Consider the following 25,497-nt stretch of genomic DNA (forward strand, 5'->3'; position numbering starts at 1 on the left):
GCTCGCGGAGCACGCAAAGAGATGCGAAGAACAGCAAAATCATGGAAATGGGAATCGTGCCGACGGACGGGGCGCGGCGAACCACCACTCCTGCTATGGCGGTTCTTCGGTGCAGGACGGTCCCGCGCGCCTCCGCGCAAAAGACCGACATGCGGCGCCTAAACGTTTACGTCGAGATCAGACCAAACGACGCCGTTCCCCACGCAAATCAACCACTTGCACCGTTCTCATCCCAAAACCTTGGGACGCTACTGAAATCAACTAATGGCTCGGCCCGTTCATCGTGCCTTCGTCTGCGCCGTCTCCCGTTCCACCATCCAGATGTTCGCTTCCATCTGGCGCAGAGTTGGTGAGGATCTCGGTCAGAAACCGCTCGCCGCCAGCGCCGCCGCGAGTGGATCGAAGGTTACAGCCATGCGAATGGGATCCCGATCAAATGATCATCGTATTGTCGCGGCACGGCATCGTTGTTGACCACGATGCCGACGCGCATGCCTTGCTCGCTGACAAAATCTCGAAGGCCCCGCAGATCGCGTGCGCTCACGACCGACGCGTGTTTGATGTCGAACGCGACACCGCCAAAGTCCCCTTCCACCACCAGGTCCACCTCAGCGCCGCCGCTTGTCCGATAGTACGACGCCTCCACCGGCTCTCCCATCCCGGCGAACTGGCGCATCACCTCTTCCACCACCATCCCCTCCCACGAGGCGCCAACCTGTGGATGACTCAGCAACGAATCGCTGTCGGGAATGCGCAGCAATGCGTGCAACAGTCCCGTGTCACGCAGATAGCCGCGCGGATGTTTCACCACGCGCTTGACCACGTTGCGGGAGAAGGCCGGAATCGTGCGCCAGACAAACGTCCCGTGTGCAATGTCGAGGTAGTCGCGCGCCGTCGGCTGCGACACGCCGAGCGCGCGGGCCACTTCGGCGTAGTTCAGAATACGTCCCGACAGTCCGCCCAACATCTCGAGAAAACGTCGAAAGCGCGTATCGTCGAGTGCGGGGAACAGACGTTTTACATCGCGCAGGATGTAGGTCTGGATGTATTGCTCGATCCATCGAGATCGGAACGTCGGCTTGGATTCGAGCCACGGCTCCGGGAAGCCGCCGCGGTACCAATAGTCGAGAACCTCCGCCGGCGTACCGCGCGGCGCGAGACCCGCGATCAGGTCGGCAGGCGACGCAGTGCGGTCGCCAAGACGTGACAGCAACGAGTCTCGCCCAACGGTTCCGGTCACTTCCTCCCACGACAGCGGCGACAACTCAATAATCGCGACGCGCCCCGCGAGACTCTCCGACACGGAACGCACGAGCGACGGCGAACTGGAGCCGGTGATGACAAACCGACCTTTCTCGCCGCGCTGCTCGTCGATCGCCACGCGCAGCGCGGAGAAAATCTCGGGCAGGTGCTGCGCTTCATCGATGGCCACCCGGCGCGGATTCAACCGGAAGAACGCATCCGGGTCGCGCGAAATCACGGCGTGGTCGGCTCGCCGCTCCACATCGAACTGCTTCCAGCTGGCCGGCAGCGTCTGCAGCAACGTGGTCTTCCCGCACTGCCGCACGCCAAGCACCGCCACACAGGGAAAGGTTTCGAGATAGCTTTCAAGCAATGATTCAGCAGCGCGCCTCATACCTTGCAATTTCAAACGTGCGGTTTGATTTTGCAAGCTTTTCCGTCACTCGTCCCTCCCCGCTTTACCGCACACCCAGACGGCCCCATCTTTGGGTCCAAGAGTTAGTCCTGACGAATCGTTGGGCAAACACACCTCCCGTTAGGACCGACGGTTCATGCAATACCAAAACGTTTCAATCCTGAGTCTTGCGCACGTCGACGCGCCGCTCCGCGTCACGTCCGCCGACATCATGGCGCAACTGACGGACACCACGCAACGCCTGGACATGCGTGCCGATCTGCTCGAAACCGCATCGGGCATTGTCGCGCGTCGCTATTGGGACGACGGTTTTCAGCCCAGCCAGGCCGCCGCCCTCGCCGGCGAGAAGGCGTTGCAACAGGCGGGCATCGATCGCTCCCGGATCGGCATCGTGATCAATACGTCGGTGTGCCGCGATTATATCGAGCCGTCCACGGCCTGCATCGTGCACGACCGTCTCGGGCTCTCCAAGGATTGCCTGAACTTCGACCTGGGCAATGCGTGCCTCGGCTTTTTGAGTGGCATGCAAATGGTCGGCAACATGATCGATCGTGGGCAAATTGATTACGGTCTTATCGTAGATGGCGAAAGCGCCCGCTATGTGCAGGAGGCCACCATCGCGCGCCTCAAAAGCGGCGACACCACGCTGCAAGACTTCCGTGATCAATTCGCCACTCTCACGCTGGGCTCGGGTGCCGTGGCCATGGTGATGTCACGCTCCGCACTGGCCCCGGAGGGACACGCGTTTCGGGGGGTGGTCAATCAAGCCGCCACGCAGCACAGCGGCCTCTGTCGTGGTCAGGTGGACAGTATGTACACCGATACCAAGCAGTTACTCATGGCGGGGCTGACGCTGGCCACGGAGACCTTCGAGCGCGCCCAGCACGAATTCGGATGGACCACCGGCCCGAACGCGAACGTCGACGAATACATCCTGCATCAGGTGAGTGGCGCGCATACGTCAGGATTGTGCAAGACGTTGGACCTCGATCTGAACAAGGTGATGGCCCTCTTCCCCGAGTTCGGTAATATCGGGCCGGCCGCCGTGCCGATCACCCTGTCCAAGGCCGCGGAAAGCGGCCGCTTGCACAAGGGCAGCCGCGTGGCACTGATGGGTATTGGTTCGGGGCTGAACTGCAGCATGGCGGAGATCGTCTGGTGATGCCGGTCGATCCGGCGCAGTACCCGTTTGAGCCGCATTACTTCGATCGCGGTGCTGGTGTGAAAATGCATTACGTGGACGAGGGCGCTGAAGGCCAAGGCCCGCCGGTGCTGATGGTGCACGGCAATCCCTCGTGGTCGTTCTATTATCGCAATCTCGTCACGGCGCTGTCCGGCACGCACCGCTGCATCGCGCCGGACCACATCGGCATGGGCCTGTCCGATAAACCGGACGACGACGCCTACGCCTACACCCTCGCGCAGCGCATCGACGACCTCGGCGCTTTTATCGCGTCGCTCAAGCTCACGGAGCCGCTCACGCTCGTCATGCACGACTGGGGCGGCATGATCGGCATGGGCTGGGCGGTACGTCACCCCGAGCAGGTCGCGCGATTGGTGATTCTGAACACGGGCGCCTTTCCCCTGCCGCCAGAAAAACCATTCCCGTGGCCGCTGAAGCTCACGCGCACGTGGTTGGGCACGGTGCTGGTGCGCGGCTTCAACGCGTTCGCGTACGGCACCACGGTGATCGGCTGCCGCCGCCATCGCATGCCGGCCGACATCGCCCGTGCCTACTGCGCGCCCTACGACTCGTGGGCCAATCGCATCGCGACGCTCCGCTTCGTGCAAGACATTCCCTTGCGTGCCGCCGATGCGGGATATGACATCGTGAAGCACACGGAAGCTAATCTGCACCGCTTCAAGAACACGCCCGCATTGATCGGCTGGGGCGGCAAGGATTTTGTGTTCGACGCCGCCTTTCTGCGGCAATGGCAGCAGCATCTGCCCAACGCCACGGTGCATCTGATGCCCGACGTTGGCCACTACGTACTCGAAGACGCGGCCGACGAGCTCATTCCGCTCATCACCCACTTCGTGCGGTCCAGTTCCCGCGCCGTCGCATCATGAGCCACGCCGGCGACGCTGCGATGTGCAACATCGCGTCGCACCTGCCGAAGATGGCGCGCCTGCAGCCCGATGCCCTGGCGGTCGTCTTTCCCACCGGGCTCGACGCCAACGGCACACGCACCTACGCGCGGCAAACCTACGCCGAACTCGATCGGCAAAGTGATGTGATCGCGGCCGGACTGGGCAAGACCGGCATCACGCGCGGCATGCGCACGGTGCTGATGGTCAAACCTGGCCCTGATTTCTTTGCGCTCACGTTCGCGCTCTTCAAAGCGGGCATCGTCCCGGTGCTGATCGACCCGGGCCTCGGTATCGCGCAGCTCAAAACCTGCTTGGCCCAAGCAGAACCGGAGGCGTTCATCGGCATACCCGCTGCTCACGCCGCGCGCGTCGTGCTGGGGCTCGGTCGCAAGACCATTCGCCTCTGCATCACGGTCGGGTCGCGCTGGTTTTGGGGAGGCACCACGCTCGCGAAGGTGATCGCGCTGGGAGAAGGTCAAGGCACCGGCCCGGTGCTCGAACACACCCAGGCCGATGACATCGCGGCGATTCTCTTCACGAGTGGTAGCACCGGCATCGCCAAGGGCGTGCGCTACAGCCACGGCAACTTCGCGGCGCAAGTCGAGCTGATTCGCGAGACGTACGACATTCGTCCGGGCGAGATCGACTTACCAACCTTCCCGTTGTTCGCGCTGTTCGACCCCGCACTCGGCATGACCACCGTCGTCCCCGACATGGACTTCACGCGGCCGGCGAACGTGGACCCGATGAAGATCAAGCACGCCATCGACGACTGGGGCGTGACCAATGTGTTCGCGTCGCCGGCGCTGCTGGCGACAGTGAGCCGTCATGGTGTCGCCAACGGCGTGCAATGGCCCACCGTGCGACGCATCCTCACCGCCGGCGCACCGGTACCCGCGGCAACGCTCGAGCGCATGCACCAGCTGCTCGCCCCAGACGCAGAGATTTTTACGCCGTACGGTGCCACCGAAGCGTTGCCGGTGGCGAGTATCGGTAGCCGCGAGATCCTCACGGACACGCGTGTGCGGACGGAGGCCGGTGCCGGCGTGTGTGTGGGCCGAGTGGTGGCGCCGAACGACGTGCGGGTCATTGCCATTACGGATGAACCCATCACCGATTGGGCGCAGGCACAGGAACTCCCGGCCGGCGAGATCGGTGAGATCACCGTGACCGGACCGACCACGACGTCGATGTACATCGGTCGGCCCGAGGCGACGCGTTCGGCCAAGATCCAACGGGTTGGCACCATCGTGCACCGCATGGGGGACGTCGGGTACTTCGACGAGAGCGGTCGCCTGTGGTTTTGCGGACGCAAGTCGCACCGGGTGCAGCTGGATGGTGTGACGCTGTTCTCGGCGCCAGTCGAGGAGATTTTCAACACACACCCAGCGGTGTTTCGCACGGCGCTGGTCGGTGCCACCGTGGGTGGTATCCGCGTGCCGGTGTTGTGCATCGAGCTCGATGCAGACGCGAAGGCGCGCGGCCTGGTGTCGGAACCAGCGTTGTTTGCTGAACTGCAGAAGATCGGTGCGCCGTATGCACACACCACGAATATCGCGCACTTTCTCGTCCACCCTGGCTTCCCGGTGGACATACGACACAACGCGAAGATCGGACGCGAAATCCTGACCGTGTGGGCGCAGGCGAAGCTGTCGTGATTCTCGTGACCGGTGGCAACGGATTTCTGGGTAGCGCCGTAGTCCGGCAACTCGTGGCCCGCGGCGACCGGGTGCGCAGTTTGCAACGCAGTGACGCGCCACAGTTACGCGCGCTCGGTGTAAACGTGGTGCGTGCCGACTTGGGCGACGCGCGCGGCGTACTGGCAGCCGCCGAGGGGTGCGACGCGGTGATGCACATCGGTGCCAAGGCGGGCGTGTGGGGGCCGTACCAGGAGTACTACCAAGCGAACGTGGTCGGTACGCGTAACGTGATCGAGGCCTGTCGTGCGCACGGCATTGCGCGGTTGGTCTATACCAGCACACCGTCGGTGATTCACGCCGGCGGTGACGTGGAGGGCGTCGATGAACGCGTGCCGTTGGCGACGCACTTCGAGAGCGCGTACCCGGCCACCAAGGCCGAAGCCGAGTCGATGGTGCTCGCCGCCAATGGCATTACGCTCGCGACCGTCGCGCTACGACCGCATCTGATTTGGGGCCCGCACGATCCGCAGCTCACGGCCCGCGTTCTCGCGCGTGGCCGCGCCGGGCGGCTGCGTTTAGTCGGTGGAGGCGTGAAGAAAATCGACTCGGTCTACATCGACAATGCGGCCAGCGCGCATCTGCTGGCCCTCGACCGTGTCGCACCCGATGCGGCATGTGCCGGGCGAGCCTACTTCATTTCGCAAGACGAGCCCGTGCGCCAATGCGATCTGATCAACGGCATTCTCCAAGCGGGTGGACTGCCCCCCTGCGAAAAGTTCATTTCGCCCGGCGCGGCCTACGTGGTTGGCGCGCTGTTGGAGCTTGCGTGGCGTGTGATGCAACGTCCCGATGAACCGATGATGACGCGCTTTCTCGCCAAGCAACTCGGCACCGCGCATTGGTACGACATTTCCGCGGCGAAGCGGGATCTGGGCTACGTGCCGCTCGTCTCGATTGCGGAAGGGTTGGCGCGATTGAAGGAATCGCTGCTCACTTCGACAGCCCCGTGACCGGCGCCACCCAGATGTTGCTCTGCGGGTCCTGCAACGTGAAGTACAATCGCCCCGCGTGCATCGCGAAGTTTCGCGCGTAGAGCCCGATCGGGTGCAGCGGATCGTCGAAGCGCACCACTTGACGCGGCACGCCACCGCCCCCCGGCAGCATCCAGATGCCGAGTCGGTTCCTGATCAGGAGCGTGCGCCCGTCGGTAGAGATCACACCCTGCCCGACCGGCATGTTCTCAATTACGAGACCACGGGCGATGTCGCGCGGTGGCTCGCTCGCGCGGTCGATGTTCACCGCGAGCAGCCGACGATTGAGTAAGTCACGCCCAAGCAGCGTGCCCCCACCCAGCCAGGCCGCCTGCATCTGAATCGCCGGCACCTCCACGCGCTTGATCGCCCCCCATTCGCTCGGGCTCCTCGTCGCCACCTCCACCGCGCTTGCGGCGTTCGCACTTCCAGACTCGAGCATCTGCCACGCGAGCCGCGAACCGTCCGGCGACCAGACGGGATTACGCTCGTCGGGGCCCACGCCGCGCGACACCTGCACCGGTTGATCCCCGCCCTCGATCGACGCGACGAAGGCGCGTCGCACGCCGTTCGCGATCGTGTGAAAGGCGATGAACCGGCTGTCCGGCGAGATCGACGCCGAGAAGGTCGGCGCGCTGCCACGCGTGATCTGCTGTAGCGTTCCCCCACCTAGTGGGCGCCTGAAGATCTGCTGCACACCAGCGCGATCCGAATCGAAGATCAGCCACTGCCCGTCGGCCGAGACGCCGATGCTCTCGATCGTTTCCTTGTCGCTCGTGACCAACTCGGCCGCACGGCTCGACACGGATCCTGTGTTTGGCAGCGCGACACTCCAGATGTTGCTGCGGTTCGTGGCCACCGAATACGCGAGTTCCCGTCCATCCGCGGAGAGGCTGATGAGCGACGCATTGAGCCCGGTGGTCACGCGGACCGGGTCAGTAACGGCACGACCGCGCCCGTCGAGGTTGAGTTGGTATATGTCGCGTGTCCCGCCGCGGTTCGACGTGAAGAGCACGCGTCGGCTGTCAGGCGCCCAGGTTGGCGAGGCGTCCAGCGTACCACTCGTCGTAAGCCGCGTCGGCGCGCCGCCGGTGGTCGGCACAAGCCAGAGCGACGACGGCGCGATGTTCCAGTCGACCAGATACCGCGCGTTCTCGGCGACGTACGCGATCCATGCGCCGTCGGGCGACCACGCGAGCGAGTGCGGATCAGGACTTCGGCCCAACAGCGTGACCACGCCGTCGGCCCCTTGAGCAGCAGCGAGTCACCGTGAACGTATGCCAGCCGCTGCCCGTCGGGTGCCCACACACCGCCGCTGACGGCGCCGCTCATGAGGTTCCGTGCCACGACGAGCGTGCTCGCCCCGCCAAGCGCGCTCACGCTCTCTATGCCCCGCCTGGTCAACACCAAGAGACGGTCGCCGTCTGGGGACCAGCTCATCGGCGCTCCCGACGACAGCACGCTCATGGCGCTGCCATCGCTCCCGCGCCGCCACTCGACGTGCGGCACAGAATCGCCTGGGCCGAGCGCGCGGTACGCCACCGCCTTGCCGTCGCTGCTGATGCGGGGCATCTCCTGCACGCCCGCGCTCCGCGTGAGCTGCGTGGCCTGCTGCAGTGCGGCGGTCGCGGGTGGCCGATTGAGCAATACATACGCCGCGATTGCCGTGACACTCACCGCACTGAGGGCAACGGCGAACCGCGTGCCCTTACCGGAACTCGCTGCCACGCTCGCCGTCGTGCGCGCCGTCTCCGCTGGTGTGATCCCGCCGCTCGACGTCGCCCACGGCTCGAGCGCCGCGTGTAACTCGGCCGCCGTCTGGAAGCGATCGCCAGCTTGCTTCGCCAGACAACGCAAAATGATCGCGGCGAGAGCGGGCGCGATGCCAGCGCGGTGCACGGAGGGCGCCTCGGGCGCCCGCGTCACGTGCGCCGCAAGCACCTGTTGCGGCGACCCACCCACGAACGGCGGTCGCCCCGTGAGCAGTTCGTACGCCATCGCACCCACGGCGTAAATGTCGACGCGATGGTCTACGTGTGGATCGGCCACCGCCTGCTCGGGCGACATGTAAGTCGGCGTGCCGATCGCCATCCCCACCGTGGTCACCATGTGGCCGCCGGTAGCGTTGCTCACCGCCTTGGCCACGCCGAAATCGGCCACCAGCGCATGACGCTCCGAGAGCATCACGTTGTCCGGCTTGATGTCGCGGTGCACCACCCCCAGCTCGTGCGCATGCGCCAGCGCGTCGACCACCTCGGTGATGAGCCGCACCGCCTCGTGCACCGGCAGCGCGCCTTCGCGCGTGATGCGCTCGCGCAGTGACTGCCCGCTTACCTACGGCATCACGTAGAGCAGGAGGCCGTCTTCGGCGCCCGAGTCGAGCAACGGCAGAATGTTCGGGTGCTGCAACTGCGCGGCAATGCGGATCGCGCGCAGGAAGCGATCCCCACCGAGTGACGCGGAGAGTTCCTCGCGGAGAATCTTGATCGCGACCTTGCGATCGTGTTTGATGTCGTGCGCGAGATACACGGTGGCCATGCCACCGGCGCCGACTTCACGCTCGATGCGGTAACGGCCCGCGAGAGCGGCGGAGAGGCGATCGGGGGGATTCGTCATGGGCGGGACTCGGCGATCGGCTCGCTCCAGACGTCGATCATGCGAGACGCGCTACACGAATGGGCATGGTTGCGCGCGTGTACGACGGCGCCGGTCGGCTGGCGATTTCGAACATCCGCTCAGACAAATCTGCTACCATTTCGAGACGCTCGGCCGCCGTGGGGCACGCCAGCCAGGTGTCCGGCGGCTCGTGTCCCAGTCGGTAGATCCGCACTGGCATGCCTGCGCGCGCGGCGCGGCGTTCGGGCGTGGTCATGTGGGGAATGTACGCTCCAGGAGTAGACATCACACGCTACGCCAACGCGGCGAGCGGCGGCACAGCGCGTGCGCGCAGCCATGCCGCGATGGCTGCCTCGTCGGCGATATCGGTGGCCACGTCGAGCATGAGTCGAACGGAGTCCTCCGGAGCGGCGACGATGCGGATACCGTTCACGCGAAGGAACACCAGCCCGGATGCGAATGCTGTTCGTTTGTTCGCATCCTGATAGCCGTGGTTCTTGGCTAGACCAAAAATGTAGCAGGCGGCACATTCGAAGATATCGGCACCAGTGTACGCGAAACGGTTTAGGGCACGCCCCAACGCCGACTCGATGCCGCCCTCATTGAGGACACCGACGTTGCCGCCGTACTGTCGGCGCTGATCCTCGTGAATCAGGTCGACAGCGGCGCGGCTCAGCCACGCAGGCTCGCGCACCTACAGCTTCGCGAGTGCTGCGAGCGCCGCCCGGTTCTCGCGCGCAACCTCCTCATACGCGACCATCGCCGCCTTGGTCGCGGGATCGGTCGCGGTGAGCAGAATGCCGTCCGGCGTTTCGATCACAAACACCTCGTCGTTGGCCGCGAGGTGTTGCCGCTGCAGCACCTCTTTCGGAATGATGGCCCCGACCGAGCCGCCGATTTTCTTGAGCGTGATGCTGATCATGCAAACCTCCCGGCGCCCACGCGCAGAATGCATCGTGGTGTGAAGCGTAAATAACGAGCCACGTTTCCCTATTAAACAATAGTATAACTAATCTAACCTATTGTCAAAACAGGGATTAACGCGTTCGGAGCCGCCGTCCACCCGCCGCTCTCTTACTGCCCCTGCCCCAGCGAGAACCCGCTCACGCCATCGAACGCATACAGGTGTTCGGTTTTCACGAAATCGAGGCCGGCGTTGCCCACGCGCATCAACACCGACAGCACCTGACTCAATGTCACGGTGCCACTGGCTGTCGTGCTCTGGAAACGGCAACGCCAGTGATCGGTGCAGAAGGTCTCGGGCATGCCATCGGGGTACACTTTCACGCCGCGGTTCGAGATCATCGTGAGCTCGAGCCCGTCCCCGTTCAACGCCTCGAGCTGCGGACCCAGCACGTTCGGTGCGCCGCGCCAGTGCAGGAACACGTCGACACCCAAAAGTGTCTTCACCGCCGGATGCGTGACCGAAATACGACCCGCCACCGACACCGGCGTGCCGCCGGCATATTCAACCGGCGTGAAGCGCGCGGGTCGCTGCCCGAGTCGCTCGATCACGGCATCCGCGAAGGCGTCGGTCCCCACCTTCAGCTCCGACACCTTCTCGTGAAAGATGTCGCCGGTGTGTACACCCGCTTCCAGCGTGGTCAGCCACGCGTTGTGAATCTTCTCGGCCACATCCCCCTGCCCGATGTGCACCAGCATCATCACGGCGGCCAACAGCAAGCCACTGGGATTGGCGATGCCCTTACCCGCGATGTCGGGCGCCGAGCCGTGCACGGCTTCGAACATGGCGCACTGATCGCCGATGTTGGCTGAGCCGCCGAGTCCCACGGAACCGGTCACTTCGGCGGCAATGTCGGAAATGATGTCGCCGTACAGGTTGAGCGTGACGATCACGTCGAAGGTCTGCGGTCGCGTGGCCAGGCGCGCCGCACCGATGTCGATGATCATGTGATCATTGGCGATACCCGGATACTCTTTCGCGATCTCGTCGAACACTTTGTGAAAGAGCCCGTCGGTGAGCTTCATGATGTTGTCCTTCGTCATGCACGTCACGCGCTTGCGGCCATTCACGCGCGCGTACTCGAAGGCATAGCGCACGATCTTTTCGCAGCCGGGACGCGACACGAGCTTGAGGCACTGGTACACCTCGTCGCTCTGTCGGTGTTCGATGCCGGCGTAGAGATCTTCCTCGTTCTCGCGCACGATCACCGTATCGACACCGGGAAAGTGCGTGGCGACGTACGGATCGTACGACACACACGGGCGCACGTTGGCGTAGAGGCCGAGTGTCTTGCGCACCGTCACGTTGAGTGACTTGAAGCCGCCGCCGGAGGGCGTGGTGATGGGCGATTTCAGGAATACCTTGGTGCGGCGCAGACTCTCCCACGCCGACAGCTCGATGCCCGCCGTCTGCCCGCGATAGTATACTGCTTCGCCGATCTCAATGGTTTCCGGCGCGAGTCGCGCGCCCGCGGCTTCAAGCACGCGCAGCGTGGCGCGCATGATTTCGGGACCGATGCCATCGCCGTGGGCGATGGTGATGGGGACGTTGCTCATAGAAGGTGGACGGCGGTGGGGAGTGGTGGTGGATGGCGAAATCTATCGCGGTGGAGCCGGGGTTGACGGTACGCGTAGCCCGTGGCGCCCGACGCCCTTTCCGCCTCTGTGCCCAGCGCGTAACATCCCCCTCATGAACATCCTCGAACGGCTCACCACCGCACTCCGCGGAAGCTATCGGGTGGAACGCGAGATCGGCGCCGGCGGCATGGCCGCGGGGTATCTCGCGCACGACCTGCGGCACGATCGCGAGGTGGCCATCAAGGTGCTGCATCCCGATCTCGCTGCGGCGCTCGGCGGTGAACGGTTCCTGAGCGAAATACGCACCACGGCACGACTGCAGCATCCGCACATCCTGCCACTGCTGGACAGCGGGGAGGCCGACACGCTGCTGTACTACGTGATGCCGCTCGTGACCGGCGAGACGCTGCGCGCGCGTATCGAGCGCGAACGGCAACTGCTGATTGGCTCGACCCGGCACAGGCCCAGTATCAATGCCGCGGCATGGCACGAGCTCGCCGACCAGTGCGGGCTCGGGTGGGACCGGGTCTTCGATGTCGTTCGGGACACCGTGCGCCGCGTGGACGCCGCCTTGCCCGATGTCTTCGCGCAGGCGCGCGCGGAGGGGATGCCGGCCGAACTCGCCACGGACTTCCAGCAGCGGCTCGCCAAGCGCGTGCGCCGATGCTTGCACCTTCTGGGCGTAACCTGCGGATAGCCCGCATATCCGTCGCGACATCGGTCGCTTCCAAGCCGGAACGACGCATCCGCTCGATGAAGCCTCACGTCTATCCGCTCCCCGTTGTCCCGGATTCCTACACCACGAGGAACGCGCATGGCCTCTGAGAGTGCCGTCGGGTGTCGCCGAGACACGGGCATCTTCAGGGTGCGTCGGACCATGCTACCTTGGCGCACGTGCGAAGCGAAACGTATGGGTCACCAACCACGTACCTGCGCTATCGCGCTGCGGCGTGGCGATGCCCGATCCTCCCGCGTCCCTTTCCGAAACGCGATAGGTGGGTGTAACTCGCGGGTCGTCGCTGAACACCAGTGAGTTCAGGTAGAAGCCGCGCGCATCCGCAAATTGCACCACCACGTGTACATGCTGTGGGTCCGTGCGACCCGGATACGGGCCGGGACGAATGGTCTCGAACGACACGGCGCCCACCGTGTCCGTGTCCGTGCGCGTGAACGCATGCAGGGCCCCATGAAAACGGTAGCAGCCAGTCTCCCCGTTGCCGGTAGCGTAGTGTCCCTGCGCGTCGGTCTGATAGGCGTACACTATCAACCCGCTGTGCGGCTTGCCGCGCACGTCCTCGAAGCGAAGACGGATGCGCATTTGCTCGCCGGGCTCAGTGGGTGGCGCGATACGCGCATGATTCGCCAGCGTCGCTCCACGAGGCGGCGGCGGCTGGCAGGCGGGATCGTCGGGGCTAGACTGGGCCGCGCAGGCGCCCATCGGTACGATGAGCAGCGCCGCCGTGAACGCGAACCGGTGCATATATGCAGCGCATGTCACGATGCACTTCCGCGGGCGGTAATGTCGATCTCGAGCTGCACGTCGTCGTCCACCAGATCGTTCGTGAGACGCGATCCGCGAAACGCCACGCCCCAGTCCATGCGGTTGAAGGTGAGCTGCGCGGTTGCACGAAGTGCCGTGGGCTCATAGCTCCATAGTGTCATGTCGAACGTCACAGGTTTCGTGACCCCTCGCAGCGTGAGGCGCCCATTCACGCGGAACACATTGGCGCCCAGATCCACGGCGCGATCGATCGTGAACTCCGCCGTGGGAAAACGTGACACGGCGAAGAACTCTTCGCCTACCAAGTGCTCCAGCAGCTTCCGGCGCGGTACCATGTCGCTGCGCGGTATATCGGTCACGGCGATCGAGCGCATGTCGAGCAGAATGCGACCACTGCGGGGCTGCATGCCACGCACGTCGATCCATCCGCTTCGTACCCGGAGTGTGCCGGCATGCGCCCCGCGTTTACCGAACTTGGTGCCTTTCCACCGAATCTCGGTGGCGGCCGTGTCCACGCGCGCGGTGTCGCTATTCAGCGACGGTGGCAGTGCTGTACGAGTTGCTACGGTGTGTGTCGGCGAGATGCGGTATCGGCTTTCGAGCTGCCGGCCGACCTCGCGTTGAAACGAGCCGAATCGTGCGATCGCGGTAAGCGTGCCGACGATCGTGAGATAGTGAATGGGTTTCATACTGGCTTCGATGCCGCCGAAGTGCTGCGCGTTCAATGCGGCATTCAGCGTGCCGTGACAACGATGCGCCCCTTGAACGATCGCGCCACGATGCGCCCGTTCGCCGGCGACTGCACGAGCTTTGGTAGAAGCGGCGGCGCGGCGCGGCTCGACAAGTCGAGTGCCGGAGCACGCGCCGCGGCAAGCAACAGGGTAATGGCGCCGGCGTGCGTCTGTATGTCGAGCTGCATCCCGGCGAGCGATCCGCTGCGGAACGTCACGTTGCCGCCAATGGTTTCGACGCGGCCGTCTCCGTTGAACTCCGAAAGCGACACGGCGCCGCTGATAGTGGCCACCGACACGGTGCCTCGCACGGCAACCAGCGACACGTCGCCTTTTCCACCGCGCACCCGGAGATCACCGGTTGCACGATCCACAGTGACCAGCGCATCGATCGATTCGAGTGCTGTCACGCCGCTCACATCGTACACCGCGATGCGGCCCCGCACGGCATAGGCTTCGAGCTCCCCAGTGGTTCCACGCACGTCGATGTCTCCATCGATGGTCTTGATCCAGACATGCGCCGCGCGCGGAACGCTGATCACGAGGTCGGCACGTGGCATGGTGGAGTCACTCGCCGTGCGCGATTCCACACCGAGCTTGACGTGCGTGCGCGAGCCTCCTCCGAACACCGACGCATTAGCGCCGATCGTGCCGGCGAGGTCGACCGAATCGCGCGACCACGTGACGACCCGCACGTGGCCGGCGGGCACGTAGATGCGCATCGCCACGTCACGCGTGACCGCATAGCCACGGTGCACGGGTTGGCCATCTGACGCGGCACGCTGCGCGCGCGACGAGAATGGCAGCAACATCACGGCCGTCGCGCACACCAGCCGCGCGAGGCGATCGACCATTCGCCGGTCTATCGGTCCGCTCACGATGTCGCCTCCTTCACGCGCTGCCTCAACTCAACGCGGCGGGCGCGCACAGCCAAGAGGTAGGCGCGAAGTTCGGCGTCGCTTGGGGCTACGTGCAGCGCGCCTTCGATCTCACGCGTCGCCGCGTCGAGCGACTCGAACTCGGCGTGTGCCCGGTCCGAGGCAAGACGCGCGGCGCGCTGCATGGCCGCATTGCCGTCGTACGACAGGGCGGGAAGCCTATCGAGCGAAGCCCGAGTGCTGTCGCCCTGCGGCTCCGAGGTGCGGGCCGAACGCGCGATGAGGAGAAGGGCCGCGGCGGCAGCCAGGAGTGCGCCGCCTGCGAGCGGACCGCGCCACGAAGGGATTCGCGCGCCTGGCTGCGTTCGGCGCGCCGGTCGGGTGACCGCTGAGAGCACGTTGGCGCGAGCGGCTACCGGGAGCGACGGGATGAAATCAGCGACGGGGATTCGTGTCGCGTGGTCGAGGATGCGCTCGCATCGCGCGCACCCTGCGGCGTGCGCCTCCAACTGCTCGGCGACGCGCTCACTCAGCTGGCCGGCAAGGTAATCGGCGAGGCCTGCGTCGCATGCCGTGCATTCCGGTGTGCGCGCGAGTTGGTCGTCCATCATGGGCACATCATCGGTCGAGCATCCCGCGCAGCAGTCGCCGCGCCCGGAAGAGGTGAGACTTGGACGTTCCTTCGGCGATGCCAAGTTGCTGAGCAATCTCGGCGTGCTCGTACCCGGCGATATCGTACAACACGAACACGCGGCGGGCACCGTCGGGGAGCCGAGCAATGGCCGTTTCGAGGTCGACGCGGAGACCGATGTCGAGGGCGGGTGTAATCGCATCAGGGACGGCCGTGGCAAGTGCTTCGCCCACACCTGCGTTGGATATCAACTCCGACTCTACCGCGACACGCTGCACTCTGCGCCGTCGTGTCCGCTCCTGCAGCAGGAACACGTTCACCGCCACGCGATGCAGCCAGGTGGGGAAAGCGCTCTCGCCACGGAAGGTCCCGAGACGCTCCCACGCCCGCACGAACGTGTCCTGCAACAGCTCCGCCGCGTCGACGCGGTTCCCGGCCAGACCGACGCACACGGCGAAGAGCCGTGGCGCGTGCGCGTCATACAGCGTGGCGAAGGCCGTGGCATCGCCCGTCTGCGCAGCACGGACGAGCGGGTCGAGCGCGACAGAGGCGTTGCCGGTCAGGGGATTCGGGAGGTCGAGGGAAGGGGCACACCCGGTTCGATGCCGGTGGGGTGGCTGGGGTTTACTGCCGGAGCTCACCAACGGCAAAGCAGTAGGTCGACCCGCAAGGTCTGCATTGTCCGGCGACTTATCGGTAAGAGACCTCTGCGCCTCTGCGTTCTCCGTTTCTCTGCGTGATCAGTTACGGATTGCTCGTCGACGGACCGTCTGCCGAACTGATCACGCAGAGGACGCGGAGGCGCAGCGCACGCGGAGGAATGGTCCGTAATAAATAGTTCTTCGGGGGTTCGTGTGGGTGAATCCCGGCCCGAAGGCCCGCTGGGTTGCCTCACCGAACATGGCCGCTGCCATGCCGCGGCGAAACGACCACAACCTGTAGAATAGCGCGCGCTATTCCGTCATCTCGCACGACTCTAATCCGCGTCATGTCGGCGTGAATCCGCGGTCAGGCCGTTGGTCGTTCGGTCCGTTGCCACGCGCCTCGCCGCATGCCGCAGTACCCACTGAACGGTCGGCCGCCATTCAGCCACCCGCAATCGAAAAGAGCCCAATAGAACGACGGTGGCCATTGTCCGGCGACCTATCGGCAAGAGACCTCTGCGCCTCTGCGTTCTCCGTTTCTCTGCGTGATCAGTGCTCGATCTACCCGAGCATCGCTGTCAGTGATCTGCCGCTGAACGGATTGCTCGTCGACGGACAGGCTGCTGAACTGATCACGTAGAGGACGCGGAGGCGCAGAGAACGCAGAGGAACAGTCCAGAGTAAATGGCGCTTCGGGGTTTCGAGTGGGTGAATCTTGGCCCAAATGCCCGCGGAGTTGCCGCACCGAAGATGGCCGCTGCCATATAGCGGCTAAACGACCACACACTGAACAACCAAGCGCCGTAGGCCGTCGTCTCGGTTCGCAGGCGAGCCCGACCAAGATTTACGCCCCGATACCTCGAAAAACAAACCGGTCGCCTGCAGCAGCAGGCGACAGGTGATCGAACTCCAACGCGTCGCGCCGATGTTACAAGCGGTAGCCGATACGCGCGTACACGAAGCGTCCGTTGAAGCCGAACGGCGAGAAGCTCGTGTACTGGAGGATCCCCGAATTCGAGGCGATGGGAATATTCCGGTCGGGGTAGATGTTGAACGCGTTGTCCAGACCACCCGTGATCGTGAAGCGCGTGAACTTGTACGACGTGCTCACGTCGCTGATCCAACGGCCACGGAACGTTTGATCTGCCTGCGCGCTCGTCACGATCGGCACAGGATTCCCCGCTCCGTCCACGATCGCCTCCGGGCGCATGGTGAACGAACCGAAGTAGGCGTGCTGCACTTCGAAGCTGAGCGCCTTCTTGGCGTAGCTGATCGACAGGCGACTATTCAGACGCGGCTGCGCCTCCTCTACGCGATTGCGCTCGATGCGGCCGAATACCTTCGGGTTGAGTGCGGCCAACTGCGCCGGATTGTCCGAGATTCGCGTCACGAACGTACGTCCCCAGTTGGTGCCCCACGTCATGCGCAGCGTAGCCTGATCCGCCAGCCTGACGCCGTAGTTGGCCACGAGGTCCACGCCGTTCGTGCGCGTGTCGATCGCGTTGGTGAAGAAGCGCGCCGACGTCTGCCCCGCGAAGCCCAGTCCGGCCAGCGCCGTCTGCACCTGCGCGCCGAGCAAGTTCTCCGAGAACACCACGCGATCCTCGATCGTGATGCGATAGGCGTCGAGGGTGGCCGAGAAAGTCTTCGTGGGGGTCCACGCCATGCCGAGCGACAGATTCTGCGAGCGTTCGGGCTTGAGCGCGGTGGCCCCCAACGCGCGGGCGGCGGCACCGTTCACGGGCAGAGTGACAACCTCCTGCGGTACCGGTGGATTGCCGATGAAGTTCGTGCTGGTCGCCGACAGGTTGGTTTGGGCCAACGAGGGAGCGCGGAAGCCCGTGCTGCCGGCACCACGAACCGACAACCGGCTGGTGAGTTCGAGGCGCGTGCTGAGCTTACCGGTCACCGCGCTCCCGAAGTCCGAGAAGCGCTCGGCGTCCGGGGGAGGTAGACGGACCGGGTCAGACTCTTCGGTAGAAAGGCGTTTGCGGCCACGGCGAGGGATCTGCTGTGGTTTTGTGGCAAGCTCAAGCCTATGCAATAATTCTTAGCGGCCGCATTGTTCCTCATTGATCTCGAGATCGGCGGTCGAGGTCGTGATGGAGTTACGGGCGTTCACACCGAACCCACTCAATTCAACGCAAACAATTCCTGAAGCGGTAACGCGAAGCCGGGAAGGAGCTCCTCGCCGATGAGCGTCTCGCCGGTGGTCAACACGGAGACGGCGCCGTCTGCGCGATACACCACCACCTGCTCGCGCGGCGGATCGACGACCCACACGAGCGCGGTGCCCGCCGACAACCAATCGCTGACCTTCGCGACAACCGCGCCCGTGCGATCGCTGGGAGAGCGCACTTCCACCGCGAGGTCGGGCGCGAACTCCGGAAAGCCGTCATGCATCGGCGCGGCGTGACGCTCGCGCGAGACATACGCAATGTCCGGTGCGCGTACGGTGTCGGGGCGCCGCGCGAGGGTGAAGCCGGGGTCGGCGGTGGCAAGCCGCCCGCGCGTCAGGGGCCACCCCTGCTGCTCCCCCTCACGCGCGAGGTGGTTACCGAGCGCAATACCGATGCGCAGCGACAAGGCGCCATGCGAGAAACTGGCTGGTTCGCGTACCACCAGCTGGCCACGCACCAGTTCCACACGCTTTCCAGGAATCTCGTAGCCGATGAGTTGTTCGGCGGTCATGCCATCCGATGCGGCGGTCATTGCGCGCCTCCGGTGTGTGGAGCGGGTTCGTGTCATGAGCGGACGTTACGCATCCCCGTCATCGGTGTGCACCATAAAGATACGCGAGGCGGGCGGGCCGAGTCTACTCGGCGTTCGTGCTGTAGCGTGCAATTGCGCGCGCCAGTCGCTGGACACCGAGTACCAACGCCGCCTCGTCGTAGTGCGCAAAGCTCAGTCTCAGCGAACGCGCGAACCCGTTGACGCTGCTGAACAGCGCGCCCGCACGATAGCTCACACCTTCCGCCACGGCCGTCGGCAGCAGTCGCGATGCAGATATAGTCGATGGTAACTGCACCCACACGAAGTACCCGCCACGCGGCTCGACGAACGTGGCCATCGGTAGCGCGTCACGCAGCGCCCGGCACAGCACCGCCGACCGTTCGGCATATACACGGAGCAGCACATCGAGCCCGGCGTCGGCCAGTCCGAGATCGAGCAGACTGCGCACCACGCCCGATGCAAACGGATTGAGTCCGCCGCCGCTGTGCACGACGCCCGATTGCATGAGGTGGTCGAGCAGCGGTGCTGCGCCTTGTATCCACCCCAGCCGCAAGCCGGGAGCGCAGATCTTGGAGAACGAACCGAGTGACAAGACGCGCGCGTCGCGTATATACGCCGCCAACGGCGGCGGCGGCGCGGTCCCGAAGTCGAGCAGTTGGTAGACCTCGTCGGCGACGATGAGCAGATCGTGCGCGCGGCTCACCGCTGCCAGCTGCTCGCGTCGCGCGGCCGACATGGTGGTTCCCGAGGGGTTCTGAAACGAGGGAATCGTGTACAGCAGCGCGGGACAGTGCCGAGTGAGTGCGTCTTGCAGCGCGTCGAGGCGAATGCCGTCGTGGTCGATGGGGATGCCGACCACCTGTAGGCCGTGATCGCGGAACACCTCGAGCGCCAGAAAATAGGTGGGCTCTTCCACGAAGATCGTATCGCCGGGCCGCGTGAATCGCGTGCACACGAGATCGAGCGCCTGCGAGACACCGGCCGATATCATCAGGTGCGCCGCGCTTACCGGCGTCGCGTAGCGATGCGTCAGGAAACGTGCGAGCGATTCGCGAAAGTCCACGTCGCCTTGATCGTCGCCGTACTGCAGCAGTGCCGCGTCGCCGCGGCTCAGACAGTGATCGGCAGCGGTACGTATTGCATCGAGGGGAAGCAACGAACTCGAGGGCTGCCCGTTGCCGAAGTCGACGAGGTCGTGGGGAGTGTCGGTCATCCGATAACTGATGTTGTGGCAGTGCCTCGCGGGCCGTCTCTGCCTACGCGAGTTTCGCGTGAACCGTCGTGCTGGCGACTGCCTCGGCGTGATCGGATAGCCGGCTGGTTCACGCGAAGCTCGCCGAGCACGCGAAGAGACGCGAAGAACAGCCGAGGGCAAATGATTGATATGGGCAGCACGCCGCTCAACGGGGCGCTACTGCTCGGAAATCTATGCGACGGCCGCCGCGAACTCCTCCTCGCGGACACGTGCCCGAGCCACCACGCATGCGAAATCCTCGCGAGCGCGCACCGATTCGAGAAACGGGGACAGCCGCTCGAAATAGTCGGCCGGATAGAACCCCATGGTAACGGCGCGATCGAGCAGCATGATGCCCTTCTCGGGCGCGCCGGCCATGACATACGACTCGGCGAGGTGAAACGTGTGGTGTCCGTCGAGCGATGCCTCACTGACCGTGTCGAGGATATCGATCGCTTCAGCCTGCTCTCCCGTGGCTGCGACGATGAGGCCGCGCAATTGCGCGGTATAGGGCCACGCGGGGGCGTTCTCCTGCAGCCACGACGCCTGTTTGGCCGCATCATCGAACCGGGCCACCATCGCGCATTGCCAGCGCGTCGCACACTCCCGGTGAGCGCCCACCGCACGCCAAGCGTGTCACCGATAGCGCATAGCGTCTGCGTGCTGCCCTTGTACTGCATCGCGGTGGTGCGAGAGATCACACGCAGTGCCTTCACATGCGACAGGTCGGTGATGAGTTCATCGGTGAGGCCGTCGCTGAAGTACTCCGTGTCGGCGTCGGGACTGACGTTCACGAAAGGGAGTACCACCACGGACCGTTCGGTGTACGCCGGTGGTGCGACGGGCGACGGCGCCGCCGCAATCACCACCGGCGTGCGCAGCGTCTGCACCACCTGCGCGCCGCTCGCGACGCGTGCCTCGGCAGCCTTAACCAACAGCCGATTAACGAGCTGCGCGAGCGCCGCTGGTACATCGGGGCGGAGCACGGCCGTCGGTGGCGGCGTATGCACGAATCGCCGCGCGATCGTGGCCTGCACGGTGGGGCCGCTGAACGCCACGTCGCCGGTGAGCATCTCGAAGAGCACACATCCCAGCGCGAACAGGTCGCGGCGCCTGTCGACGGCTTCACCGGCGGCTTGCCCAGGGCTCATGTAGGTAGGCGTGCCTACCGTGACGCCTATTTGCGTGTGCATCGTGTTCTGCTCAGTGGCCGCGACGAGTCCTTTGCCGATGCCGAAGTCGGCCACCACCGCATGCCCTTCGTGCAGCAGAAGATTCTCCGGCTTGATGTCGCGATGCACCACGTCGTGTCGGTGCGCGTAGTCGAGCGCGTCGGCCACTTCGCCGGTGAGGCGCACGACGTCATCGATGGACAGTCGCTCCGGCTTGGCGAGACGGTCGCGCAACGTTTCACCCGTCAACAGCGGCATGGTGAACCAGAGCGTCCCGTTGTCATCGCCGGAATCGTACAGCGGCAGGATGTGCGGATGCGTGAGGGACGCGGCGAGGCGGATTTCGCGCAGAAAGCGGTCGCGGCCAAGCGCGTCGCCGAGGTCGGAGCGCAGCACCTTGAGCGCCACCTCACACTCGTGGCGCAGACCATGGGCGCGGTACACGGTGGCCATACCGCCAGCGCCGAGCTCCGCGCCAAGGCAGTAGCGGTCGGCGAGGGCGGCGGTGAGGCCGGACAGGTCGCAGGGCATCCGCCTATGGTACACGCTTCAGCGCCCACGGAGCTAGCGGCTTCGCGATTGACGTTTTGTTCCGAAACGGCATATTACCGAACATAAACCGAAACTCACTGTTTTGCAAGGAGCGCCCCATGTCGGATGCTGCCGTCGCTGAACTGGAGTCCACGCGGAAATTCTTCCTCACGACCATCGCCGTCTTGAGCGCCGAACACGAAGCGTTCGCACCGCATGCGGACATGTACACGACGGCCGGCCACGTGGCGCATGTCGCGATCACGGTGGACTGGTTCATGGGTGGTGCCTTCGGCGCGGGATGGGACACCGACTACGACGTGCACATTGCGCAGGCCAAGGCGGTCACGTCGCTCGACGCGGCGCGGGCCACGCTGGCGCAATCGTTCGAGCAGGCGATCGCCACGCTACGCGCCACGAGCGAGGAGGAGCTCGACCAACCGATTCCCAACGACATCGTGATGGGCGGTGCGCCCAGGCGCGCGGTGATCAGCGGGATCGTGGATCACACGGCGCATCACCGTGGGTCACTCGCGGTGTACGCACGCTTGTGCGGGAAAGTGCCGACCATGCCGTACGCGTAAGGACTATGTACCTTTCTTCGATTTACCCGAAGCTTTGAGCGCCGGAACCGGGGCGCGCAACGCCTGCGCACGCTACGCATCGGTGGCTGCCGCCGCCGACGGTTTCGCTGACGCGACCGACGTCTTGCTCTTCGGATGCTCGGCCAGATGCGTGTCGAGCGCGTTGGACGCGGACCGTGCCTGCGCCGGCGTAAACGTACGCGCCGCTTGCGGGGGCGGCGTCTGCGCTGAGAGTGAGCTGCGGTGGGCCGTAACGCAGGCGACCGTGGCAGCCACGAGCGCCGCACCACGACGCGAAATGAAGTCACGCATTACGTGTTTCCTCCGGTTCCGGTAGTCCACGCGCTGGTGCGCGCCACGCTATCGACCTGCGCGGCCAAAGCGCCCAGCACGCGCGGGGCAGTTGTGCACCCCGCATCGCACTGACCGATTCTCATTGTCGTTGAACTGCGCGCACCGGTTACCGTGCGCGGACCATCCGGCAGAAAGCGTCCGCATCCCTTGGCCCGTTGACATAAGCGCTGTCGAGCGAGGCAAAACCAGCGGACACGAACTGTTACTGGGGTGCGCGCACCGCGCTCACGGCAATCGAGCCGCGCTGCGCACCGAGCGCGATCACGTGCTCGCGTCCGTCACAGCGCACGGTGCCGTCGTCGAGGATCTCCACCACATGCTCCGCGCAGTTACCGAAGCACGGTCCACGCTCCAGTCGCACCGCGACACTTCCCGCCGCCGTGGGCTCGGGGGCCGGGTTCGATCGACAAGCCATCACAGTTGACATCATCGCGACGAGGGCGCTCGTCACACGCGAACGACGCAGCGACGGTATGCACATGGTGCTCCAGGTCTTGCTCACAGGCGACTGGCTCCGGTGAGAGGGTTGATCGTGGCCTTGGCGCTCTTCACGCCGTCGGAAACTTCGGGGTATAAATCTCGTCGTGAAGGGCCGAACGGAATGGAGCGTGCATGTCGCGACTCTCGGTCGTGTGCTCCGGATGTCCGCCTCGGCGGAGCTCGCGTTGGAGGGTAACGTGATACTCGAGAGCACAACGCAGTGGAGAACACACGCTCGGCGAAGGTGGTGTGGGAGGGGAGCAGGGGAGAACATCCCCTTCTCCCTATCTCGATAGCGGCGGGCGACGGTCACGTCGCGGGAGCAGGTCCTTGTTTCCCGCAGACGGAGGTTCCGATGCAGACGCTCACCGACCGGATGGGCGACAACATGCGGTTGCGCGGCTTCGCGCCGAAGACGCAGCAGGCGCATCATGGCGCATCATGGCGCGGTGATCCGCTTGGCGAGGCATTGCGCGCGATGGCCCGACACGCTGGACACGCTTACCGAAGACGAGCGGCGTGCGTTCTTCCTCGCGCTGGTCACGACGCGCAAGGTCTCGCGCAGCACGCGGATCATGTACCGCAGCGGCATTCGCTTCTTGACCGAAGTGACGTGACACCGCACGTGGCCGGTCTTTGATCTCGTGCGGCCGGCGAAGCGGCACGTCTTGCCTGTGGTGCTGTCGACCGGTGAAGTGCGGACGCTGCTGGCGTCTGTACAGGATCCGCGCGCCGGGAAAGGCGGACGGGATCGCTACGTGCCGCTGCCACAGCGGACGCTCGAGTTGCTGCGGGTGTATTGGCGGACGGCGGCGTCGCGGCCACGCGCACGCGGTTACAACGACAGCTGGCGCCACCGGTCCCCTCGCCGCGCGACGAGCTCCCCGACGCGCGTGTTGGCATCCCGCCTGCGCCCTGGTGCCCGCAGTGTGGAACCGGCCACCTTCTGCGCACGCGACGGCTGCTTCACGTCCCCGCGCGCGCGAGGCCCCCGAAGTGCGCGCCCGCTCGTCGCCTCGCCCAGCACGCATGACCGCCCGTTCGGCGCGCGCGCCGCACACCGCGCTGAACCCCGTGGAAACGACGTCCAGCCCCGCCGCTCCCCGTCCCGTCACACCCCACGACCCGCGCGGACCGTCGCGGTGGCCCCCGCTCATCCGGATAGCGCGGCCGGTACGACGGGTGCAAACTCCATAGGGCAGTGCCGGCGGTTCAGTTCAACGGAGGTTTGGCGTCGGCTTCGCGACGCGAAACCTCTAACTTGTTAGAACGACATTCTGAGGGTAAGTCGATGTAGCTTTGGACGCGCGTTCGCGGTCTTCTCGGAAGTGCCCGTATATAAGGCGTGGTCGGTCGGAGCTGGCGTCGGCACTGCCTTGTTTTTGGTGCGGTTCCAGCCTTGGCAGAGTGCCATGGACTGGAGCCGTCTGTTGATTCGATTCGCTGCTTTCGCCGGTGCGGGCGCGCTGTGGGGATCGGTCTGCGGGCTCGCGTTCGGCGTCGTGATCTGGAGCATGGGTCGTCGCAAAGGTGCGTCGGCACTCTCGGCTGCGAAGCTCACGCTGTGGGGCGCGATCGGCGGAGCTGCCTTCCCATTGCTTCTATACACTCCGGTGGTGCTCAGCCGAGGAGTGTACGGTCTCATCCCATTCTACGGAATGCTCGCGGGAATCAGCGCGTTGCTCGGTGCGCTGTGTGGCCGGGCGATATTCTCACTGGTACACCGCGCACCAGCGTCACCGGTTCCTCCGGCACTCCTTCGCGCATCCCCGCTCGAGCTCGACCGTGATATCCCTATCGACCGACGTGAGCGAGTGCGGTAGATGTCTGCAGCATTCCCACCAGCGTTCTAACCATGGGTTGCAGTTGGCAGTCGGAGTGGGGTGCGCGCGCTTCGCGCGCATTGTTTTGGTCCGCCTGCAACTGAACCCGAACGTTGAGGCTGTAGAATAAGGCGATTTCGCTGTCGCAGGACGTCGTCTATGATTTTCGTAATCGCATTGATGCGCCGAACTCGGAAAAAGTGCGCGTTTATCGCTGTTCCGCGTGGACTTACGCGTATTGCTGCGCGTTCTGCGGTGCTCCCTACGCCGCGTAGCCCGCGTGGGCGAGTTTTTCGATGTTGTGGACGAGACAATACAGCGTCCATTGACCGCTCACCTTGGTGCGGCCGCGCAGCGTGAAGCGATCGAGCCGCTTGTTCGCCCGCAGATTACCGAACACCGGCTCCACCGTGGCGAAGCGTCGCCCATACGCTTGGCGTCCCTCGGGTGCGTCGATGCGCACTTGCATGCGCGCGGTGTGCGTGGGCCTGTCGGTGTCGATGCGTCCATGGAAGAACGCGACGTTGCGCACCGGCGTGGTTGTTCGTCTTCCGGTTTCCCCCGCTACGGTACAACGACTTTCCCGCGGGACACACGCCGGTGCGCGCCTCGGCATCGGTCGTGA

General features: G+C 64.8%; 26 protein-coding genes and 1 pseudogene. 8 read left to right on the plus strand and 19 right to left on the minus strand.

The annotated features are described in order from the left end of the window. Positions 1-406: 406 nt before the first annotated feature. The gene (locus ACESNG_RS06025) at positions 407-1,636 is read right to left on the minus strand and encodes an ATP-binding protein (protein ID WP_373057761.1); all 1,230 of its coding nucleotides are present in this window, start codon (positions 1,634-1,636) and stop codon (positions 407-409) included. A 157-nt stretch (positions 1,637-1,793) separates the two neighbouring features. Here ACESNG_RS06025 and ACESNG_RS06030 point away from each other — a divergent pair, with 157 nt between their 5' ends. The 4 genes from ACESNG_RS06030 to ACESNG_RS06045 are packed head-to-tail and all read left to right on the plus strand — an operon-like array spanning position 1,794 to position 6,398. Beyond that, a complete protein-coding gene (locus ACESNG_RS06030; RefSeq protein WP_373057759.1) occupies positions 1,794-2,819 on the plus strand; it encodes a 3-oxoacyl-ACP synthase III in 1,026 nt (341 codons plus the stop codon). Further along, positions 2,819-3,727 (plus strand): alpha/beta fold hydrolase, encoded by a 909-nt coding sequence (locus ACESNG_RS06035; RefSeq protein ID WP_373068225.1) that lies wholly within the window; start codon positions 2,819-2,821, stop codon positions 3,725-3,727. Before ACESNG_RS06030 ends, ACESNG_RS06035 begins: the two co-directional genes overlap by 1 nt. Beyond that, a complete protein-coding gene (locus ACESNG_RS06040; protein ID WP_373057757.1) occupies positions 3,724-5,406 on the plus strand; it encodes a fatty acid CoA ligase family protein in 1,683 nt (560 codons plus the stop codon). The genes ACESNG_RS06035 and ACESNG_RS06040 overlap by 4 nt, the downstream gene beginning before the upstream one ends. Next, complete coding sequence (locus ACESNG_RS06045) at positions 5,403-6,398, plus strand: NAD-dependent epimerase/dehydratase family protein (RefSeq protein ID WP_373068203.1); 996 nt, start codon at positions 5,403-5,405, stop codon at positions 6,396-6,398. Before ACESNG_RS06040 ends, ACESNG_RS06045 begins: the two co-directional genes overlap by 4 nt. Here ACESNG_RS06045 and ACESNG_RS06050 read toward each other — a convergent pair. The 6 genes and pseudogenes from ACESNG_RS06050 to ACESNG_RS06075 form a co-directional block, all read right to left on the minus strand. Continuing rightward, positions 6,379-7,344: a TolB family protein gene (locus ACESNG_RS06050; protein ID WP_373057753.1), complete on the minus strand. Its 966-nt coding sequence runs from the start codon at positions 7,342-7,344 to the stop codon at positions 6,379-6,381. The two genes, ACESNG_RS06045 and ACESNG_RS06050, sit on opposite strands and share 20 nt — an antisense overlap. Beyond that, a pseudogene (locus ACESNG_RS06055) lies at positions 7,341-9,035 on the minus strand (protein kinase domain-containing protein). Before ACESNG_RS06055 ends, ACESNG_RS06050 begins: the two are co-directional and overlap by 4 nt. A 37-nt stretch (positions 9,036-9,072) precedes the next feature. Next, positions 9,073-9,291: a hypothetical protein gene (locus ACESNG_RS06060; RefSeq protein ID WP_373068205.1), complete on the minus strand. Its 219-nt coding sequence runs from the start codon at positions 9,289-9,291 to the stop codon at positions 9,073-9,075. A gap of 36 nt (positions 9,292-9,327) precedes the next feature. After that, positions 9,328-9,729, minus strand: coding sequence for a type II toxin-antitoxin system death-on-curing family toxin (locus tag ACESNG_RS06065; protein WP_373057749.1), 402 nt, complete (start codon positions 9,727-9,729; stop codon positions 9,328-9,330). Then, positions 9,730-9,957 (minus strand): AbrB/MazE/SpoVT family DNA-binding domain-containing protein, encoded by a 228-nt coding sequence (locus ACESNG_RS06070; RefSeq protein ID WP_373057747.1) that lies wholly within the window; start codon positions 9,955-9,957, stop codon positions 9,730-9,732. A 152-nt stretch (positions 9,958-10,109) separates the two neighbouring features. Then, positions 10,110-11,555: an NADP-dependent isocitrate dehydrogenase gene (locus tag ACESNG_RS06075; RefSeq protein ID WP_373068207.1), complete on the minus strand. Its 1,446-nt coding sequence runs from the start codon at positions 11,553-11,555 to the stop codon at positions 10,110-10,112. 133 nt (positions 11,556-11,688) lie between these two features. Between ACESNG_RS06075 and ACESNG_RS06080 the strand changes: the two genes are divergently transcribed. Next, the gene (locus tag ACESNG_RS06080) at positions 11,689-12,273 is read left to right on the plus strand and encodes a protein kinase domain-containing protein (protein WP_373057743.1); all 585 of its coding nucleotides are present in this window, start codon (positions 11,689-11,691) and stop codon (positions 12,271-12,273) included. A gap of 183 nt (positions 12,274-12,456) precedes the next feature. Here ACESNG_RS06080 and ACESNG_RS06085 read toward each other — a convergent pair whose 3' ends face one another. The 9 genes from ACESNG_RS06085 to ACESNG_RS06125 all read right to left on the minus strand — a co-directional run bounded on the left by ACESNG_RS06085 (position 12,457) and on the right by ACESNG_RS06125 (position 21,631). Then, positions 12,457-13,074: a hypothetical protein gene (locus ACESNG_RS06085; RefSeq protein ID WP_373068209.1), complete on the minus strand. Its 618-nt coding sequence runs from the start codon at positions 13,072-13,074 to the stop codon at positions 12,457-12,459. Continuing rightward, entirely contained in the window at positions 13,071-13,802 is a 732-nt protein-coding gene (locus tag ACESNG_RS06090; RefSeq protein WP_373068211.1) for a YceI family protein, read from the minus strand. Before ACESNG_RS06090 ends, ACESNG_RS06085 begins: the two co-directional genes overlap by 4 nt. A gap of 8 nt (positions 13,803-13,810) precedes the next feature. Then, a complete protein-coding gene (locus ACESNG_RS06095; protein ID WP_373057737.1) occupies positions 13,811-14,686 on the minus strand; it encodes a DUF4097 family beta strand repeat-containing protein in 876 nt (291 codons plus the stop codon). After that, positions 14,683-15,297 carry a zf-HC2 domain-containing protein gene (locus tag ACESNG_RS06100; protein WP_373068213.1) on the minus strand — a complete coding sequence of 205 codons (615 nt, stop codon included), beginning with the start codon at positions 15,295-15,297 and terminating at the stop codon, positions 14,683-14,685. The genes ACESNG_RS06095 and ACESNG_RS06100 overlap by 4 nt, the downstream gene beginning before the upstream one ends. Positions 15,298-15,304: 7 nt before the next feature. After that, complete coding sequence (locus tag ACESNG_RS06105) at positions 15,305-15,958, minus strand: RNA polymerase sigma factor (RefSeq protein WP_373059583.1); 654 nt, start codon at positions 15,956-15,958, stop codon at positions 15,305-15,307. Between the two features lie 931 nt (positions 15,959-16,889). After that, positions 16,890-18,005: a TonB-dependent receptor domain-containing protein gene (locus tag ACESNG_RS06110; protein ID WP_373068215.1), complete on the minus strand. Its 1,116-nt coding sequence runs from the start codon at positions 18,003-18,005 to the stop codon at positions 16,890-16,892. An 89-nt stretch (positions 18,006-18,094) separates the two neighbouring features. Further along, the gene (locus ACESNG_RS06115) at positions 18,095-18,673 is read right to left on the minus strand and encodes a Uma2 family endonuclease (RefSeq protein WP_373068217.1); all 579 of its coding nucleotides are present in this window, start codon (positions 18,671-18,673) and stop codon (positions 18,095-18,097) included. Positions 18,674-18,776: 103 nt separating this feature from the next. Beyond that, on the minus strand, positions 18,777-19,907 hold the full coding sequence (locus ACESNG_RS06120) for a PLP-dependent aminotransferase family protein (protein ID WP_373059577.1): 1,131 nt from the start codon (positions 19,905-19,907) through the stop codon (positions 18,777-18,779). Further along, a complete protein-coding gene (locus tag ACESNG_RS06125; protein ID WP_373068219.1) occupies positions 19,904-21,631 on the minus strand; it encodes a protein kinase domain-containing protein in 1,728 nt (575 codons plus the stop codon). The genes ACESNG_RS06120 and ACESNG_RS06125 overlap by 4 nt, the downstream gene beginning before the upstream one ends. A gap of 119 nt (positions 21,632-21,750) precedes the next feature. Between ACESNG_RS06125 and ACESNG_RS06130 the strand changes: the two genes are divergently transcribed. Further along, on the plus strand, positions 21,751-22,215 hold the full coding sequence (locus tag ACESNG_RS06130) for a DinB family protein (RefSeq protein ID WP_373059575.1): 465 nt from the start codon (positions 21,751-21,753) through the stop codon (positions 22,213-22,215). Between the two features lie 72 nt (positions 22,216-22,287). Here ACESNG_RS06130 and ACESNG_RS06135 read toward each other — a convergent pair whose 3' ends face one another. After that, entirely contained in the window at positions 22,288-22,527 is a 240-nt protein-coding gene (locus tag ACESNG_RS06135; protein WP_373059573.1) for a hypothetical protein, read from the minus strand. A 244-nt stretch (positions 22,528-22,771) separates the two neighbouring features. Further along, positions 22,772-23,071, minus strand: coding sequence for a DUF6438 domain-containing protein (locus ACESNG_RS06140; RefSeq protein ID WP_373068221.1), 300 nt, complete (start codon positions 23,069-23,071; stop codon positions 22,772-22,774). A gap of 409 nt (positions 23,072-23,480) precedes the next feature. Between ACESNG_RS06140 and ACESNG_RS06145 the strand changes: the two genes are divergently transcribed. Both ACESNG_RS06145 and ACESNG_RS06150 read left to right on the plus strand, forming a co-directional pair. After that, positions 23,481-23,666, plus strand: a complete 186-nt coding sequence (locus ACESNG_RS06145) for a hypothetical protein (RefSeq protein ID WP_373068223.1) — start codon at positions 23,481-23,483, stop codon at positions 23,664-23,666. An 813-nt stretch (positions 23,667-24,479) separates the two neighbouring features. After that, the gene (locus ACESNG_RS06150; RefSeq protein WP_373059567.1) at positions 24,480-24,872 is read left to right on the plus strand and encodes a hypothetical protein; all 393 of its coding nucleotides are present in this window, start codon (positions 24,480-24,482) and stop codon (positions 24,870-24,872) included. A 262-nt stretch (positions 24,873-25,134) separates the two neighbouring features. On the opposite strand, the gene ACESNG_RS06155 is transcribed toward ACESNG_RS06150, so the two are convergent. Continuing rightward, entirely contained in the window at positions 25,135-25,341 is a 207-nt protein-coding gene (locus tag ACESNG_RS06155; RefSeq protein WP_373059565.1) for a transposase, read from the minus strand. Positions 25,342-25,497: the final 156 nt, after the last annotated feature.

It is taken from the genome of Gemmatimonas sp. (genome assembly GCF_041689975.1).
Classification (GTDB): Bacteria; Gemmatimonadota; Gemmatimonadetes; order Gemmatimonadales; family Gemmatimonadaceae; genus Gemmatimonas.

Excerpts from the sequence above, each read along its gene's own strand:
- ACESNG_RS06025 (WP_373057761.1), bottom strand. The coding sequence starts at position 1,636 with ATGAGGCGCGCTGCTGAATCATTGCTTGAAAGCTATCTCGAAACCTTT.
- ACESNG_RS06030 (WP_373057759.1), top strand. The coding sequence starts at position 1,794 with ATGCAATACCAAAACGTTTCAATCCTGAGTCTTGCGCACGTCGACGCG.
- ACESNG_RS06035 (WP_373068225.1), top strand. The coding sequence starts at position 2,819 with ATGCCGGTCGATCCGGCGCAGTACCCGTTTGAGCCGCATTACTTCGAT.
- ACESNG_RS06040 (WP_373057757.1), top strand. The coding sequence starts at position 3,724 with ATGAGCCACGCCGGCGACGCTGCGATGTGCAACATCGCGTCGCACCTG.
- ACESNG_RS06060 (WP_373068205.1), bottom strand. The coding sequence starts at position 9,291 with ATGACCACGCCCGAACGCCGCGCCGCGCGCGCAGGCATGCCAGTGCGG.
- ACESNG_RS06070 (WP_373057747.1), bottom strand. The coding sequence starts at position 9,957 with ATGATCAGCATCACGCTCAAGAAAATCGGCGGCTCGGTCGGGGCCATC.
- ACESNG_RS06075 (WP_373068207.1), bottom strand. The coding sequence starts at position 11,555 with ATGAGCAACGTCCCCATCACCATCGCCCACGGCGATGGCATCGGTCCC.
- ACESNG_RS06080 (WP_373057743.1), top strand. The coding sequence starts at position 11,689 with ATGAACATCCTCGAACGGCTCACCACCGCACTCCGCGGAAGCTATCGG.
- ACESNG_RS06100 (WP_373068213.1), bottom strand. The coding sequence starts at position 15,297 with ATGATGGACGACCAACTCGCGCGCACACCGGAATGCACGGCATGCGAC.
- ACESNG_RS06115 (WP_373068217.1), bottom strand. The coding sequence starts at position 18,673 with ATGACCGCCGCATCGGATGGCATGACCGCCGAACAACTCATCGGCTAC.
- ACESNG_RS06120 (WP_373059577.1), bottom strand. The coding sequence starts at position 19,907 with ATGACCGACACTCCCCACGACCTCGTCGACTTCGGCAACGGGCAGCCC.
- ACESNG_RS06125 (WP_373068219.1), bottom strand. The coding sequence starts at position 21,631 with ATGCCCTGCGACCTGTCCGGCCTCACCGCCGCCCTCGCCGACCGCTAC.
- ACESNG_RS06130 (WP_373059575.1), top strand. The coding sequence starts at position 21,751 with ATGTCGGATGCTGCCGTCGCTGAACTGGAGTCCACGCGGAAATTCTTC.
- ACESNG_RS06135 (WP_373059573.1), bottom strand. The coding sequence starts at position 22,527 with ATGCGTGACTTCATTTCGCGTCGTGGTGCGGCGCTCGTGGCTGCCACG.
- ACESNG_RS06145 (WP_373068223.1), top strand. The coding sequence starts at position 23,481 with ATGGCGCATCATGGCGCGGTGATCCGCTTGGCGAGGCATTGCGCGCGA.
- ACESNG_RS06155 (WP_373059565.1), bottom strand. The coding sequence starts at position 25,341 with ATGCAAGTGCGCATCGACGCACCCGAGGGACGCCAAGCGTATGGGCGA.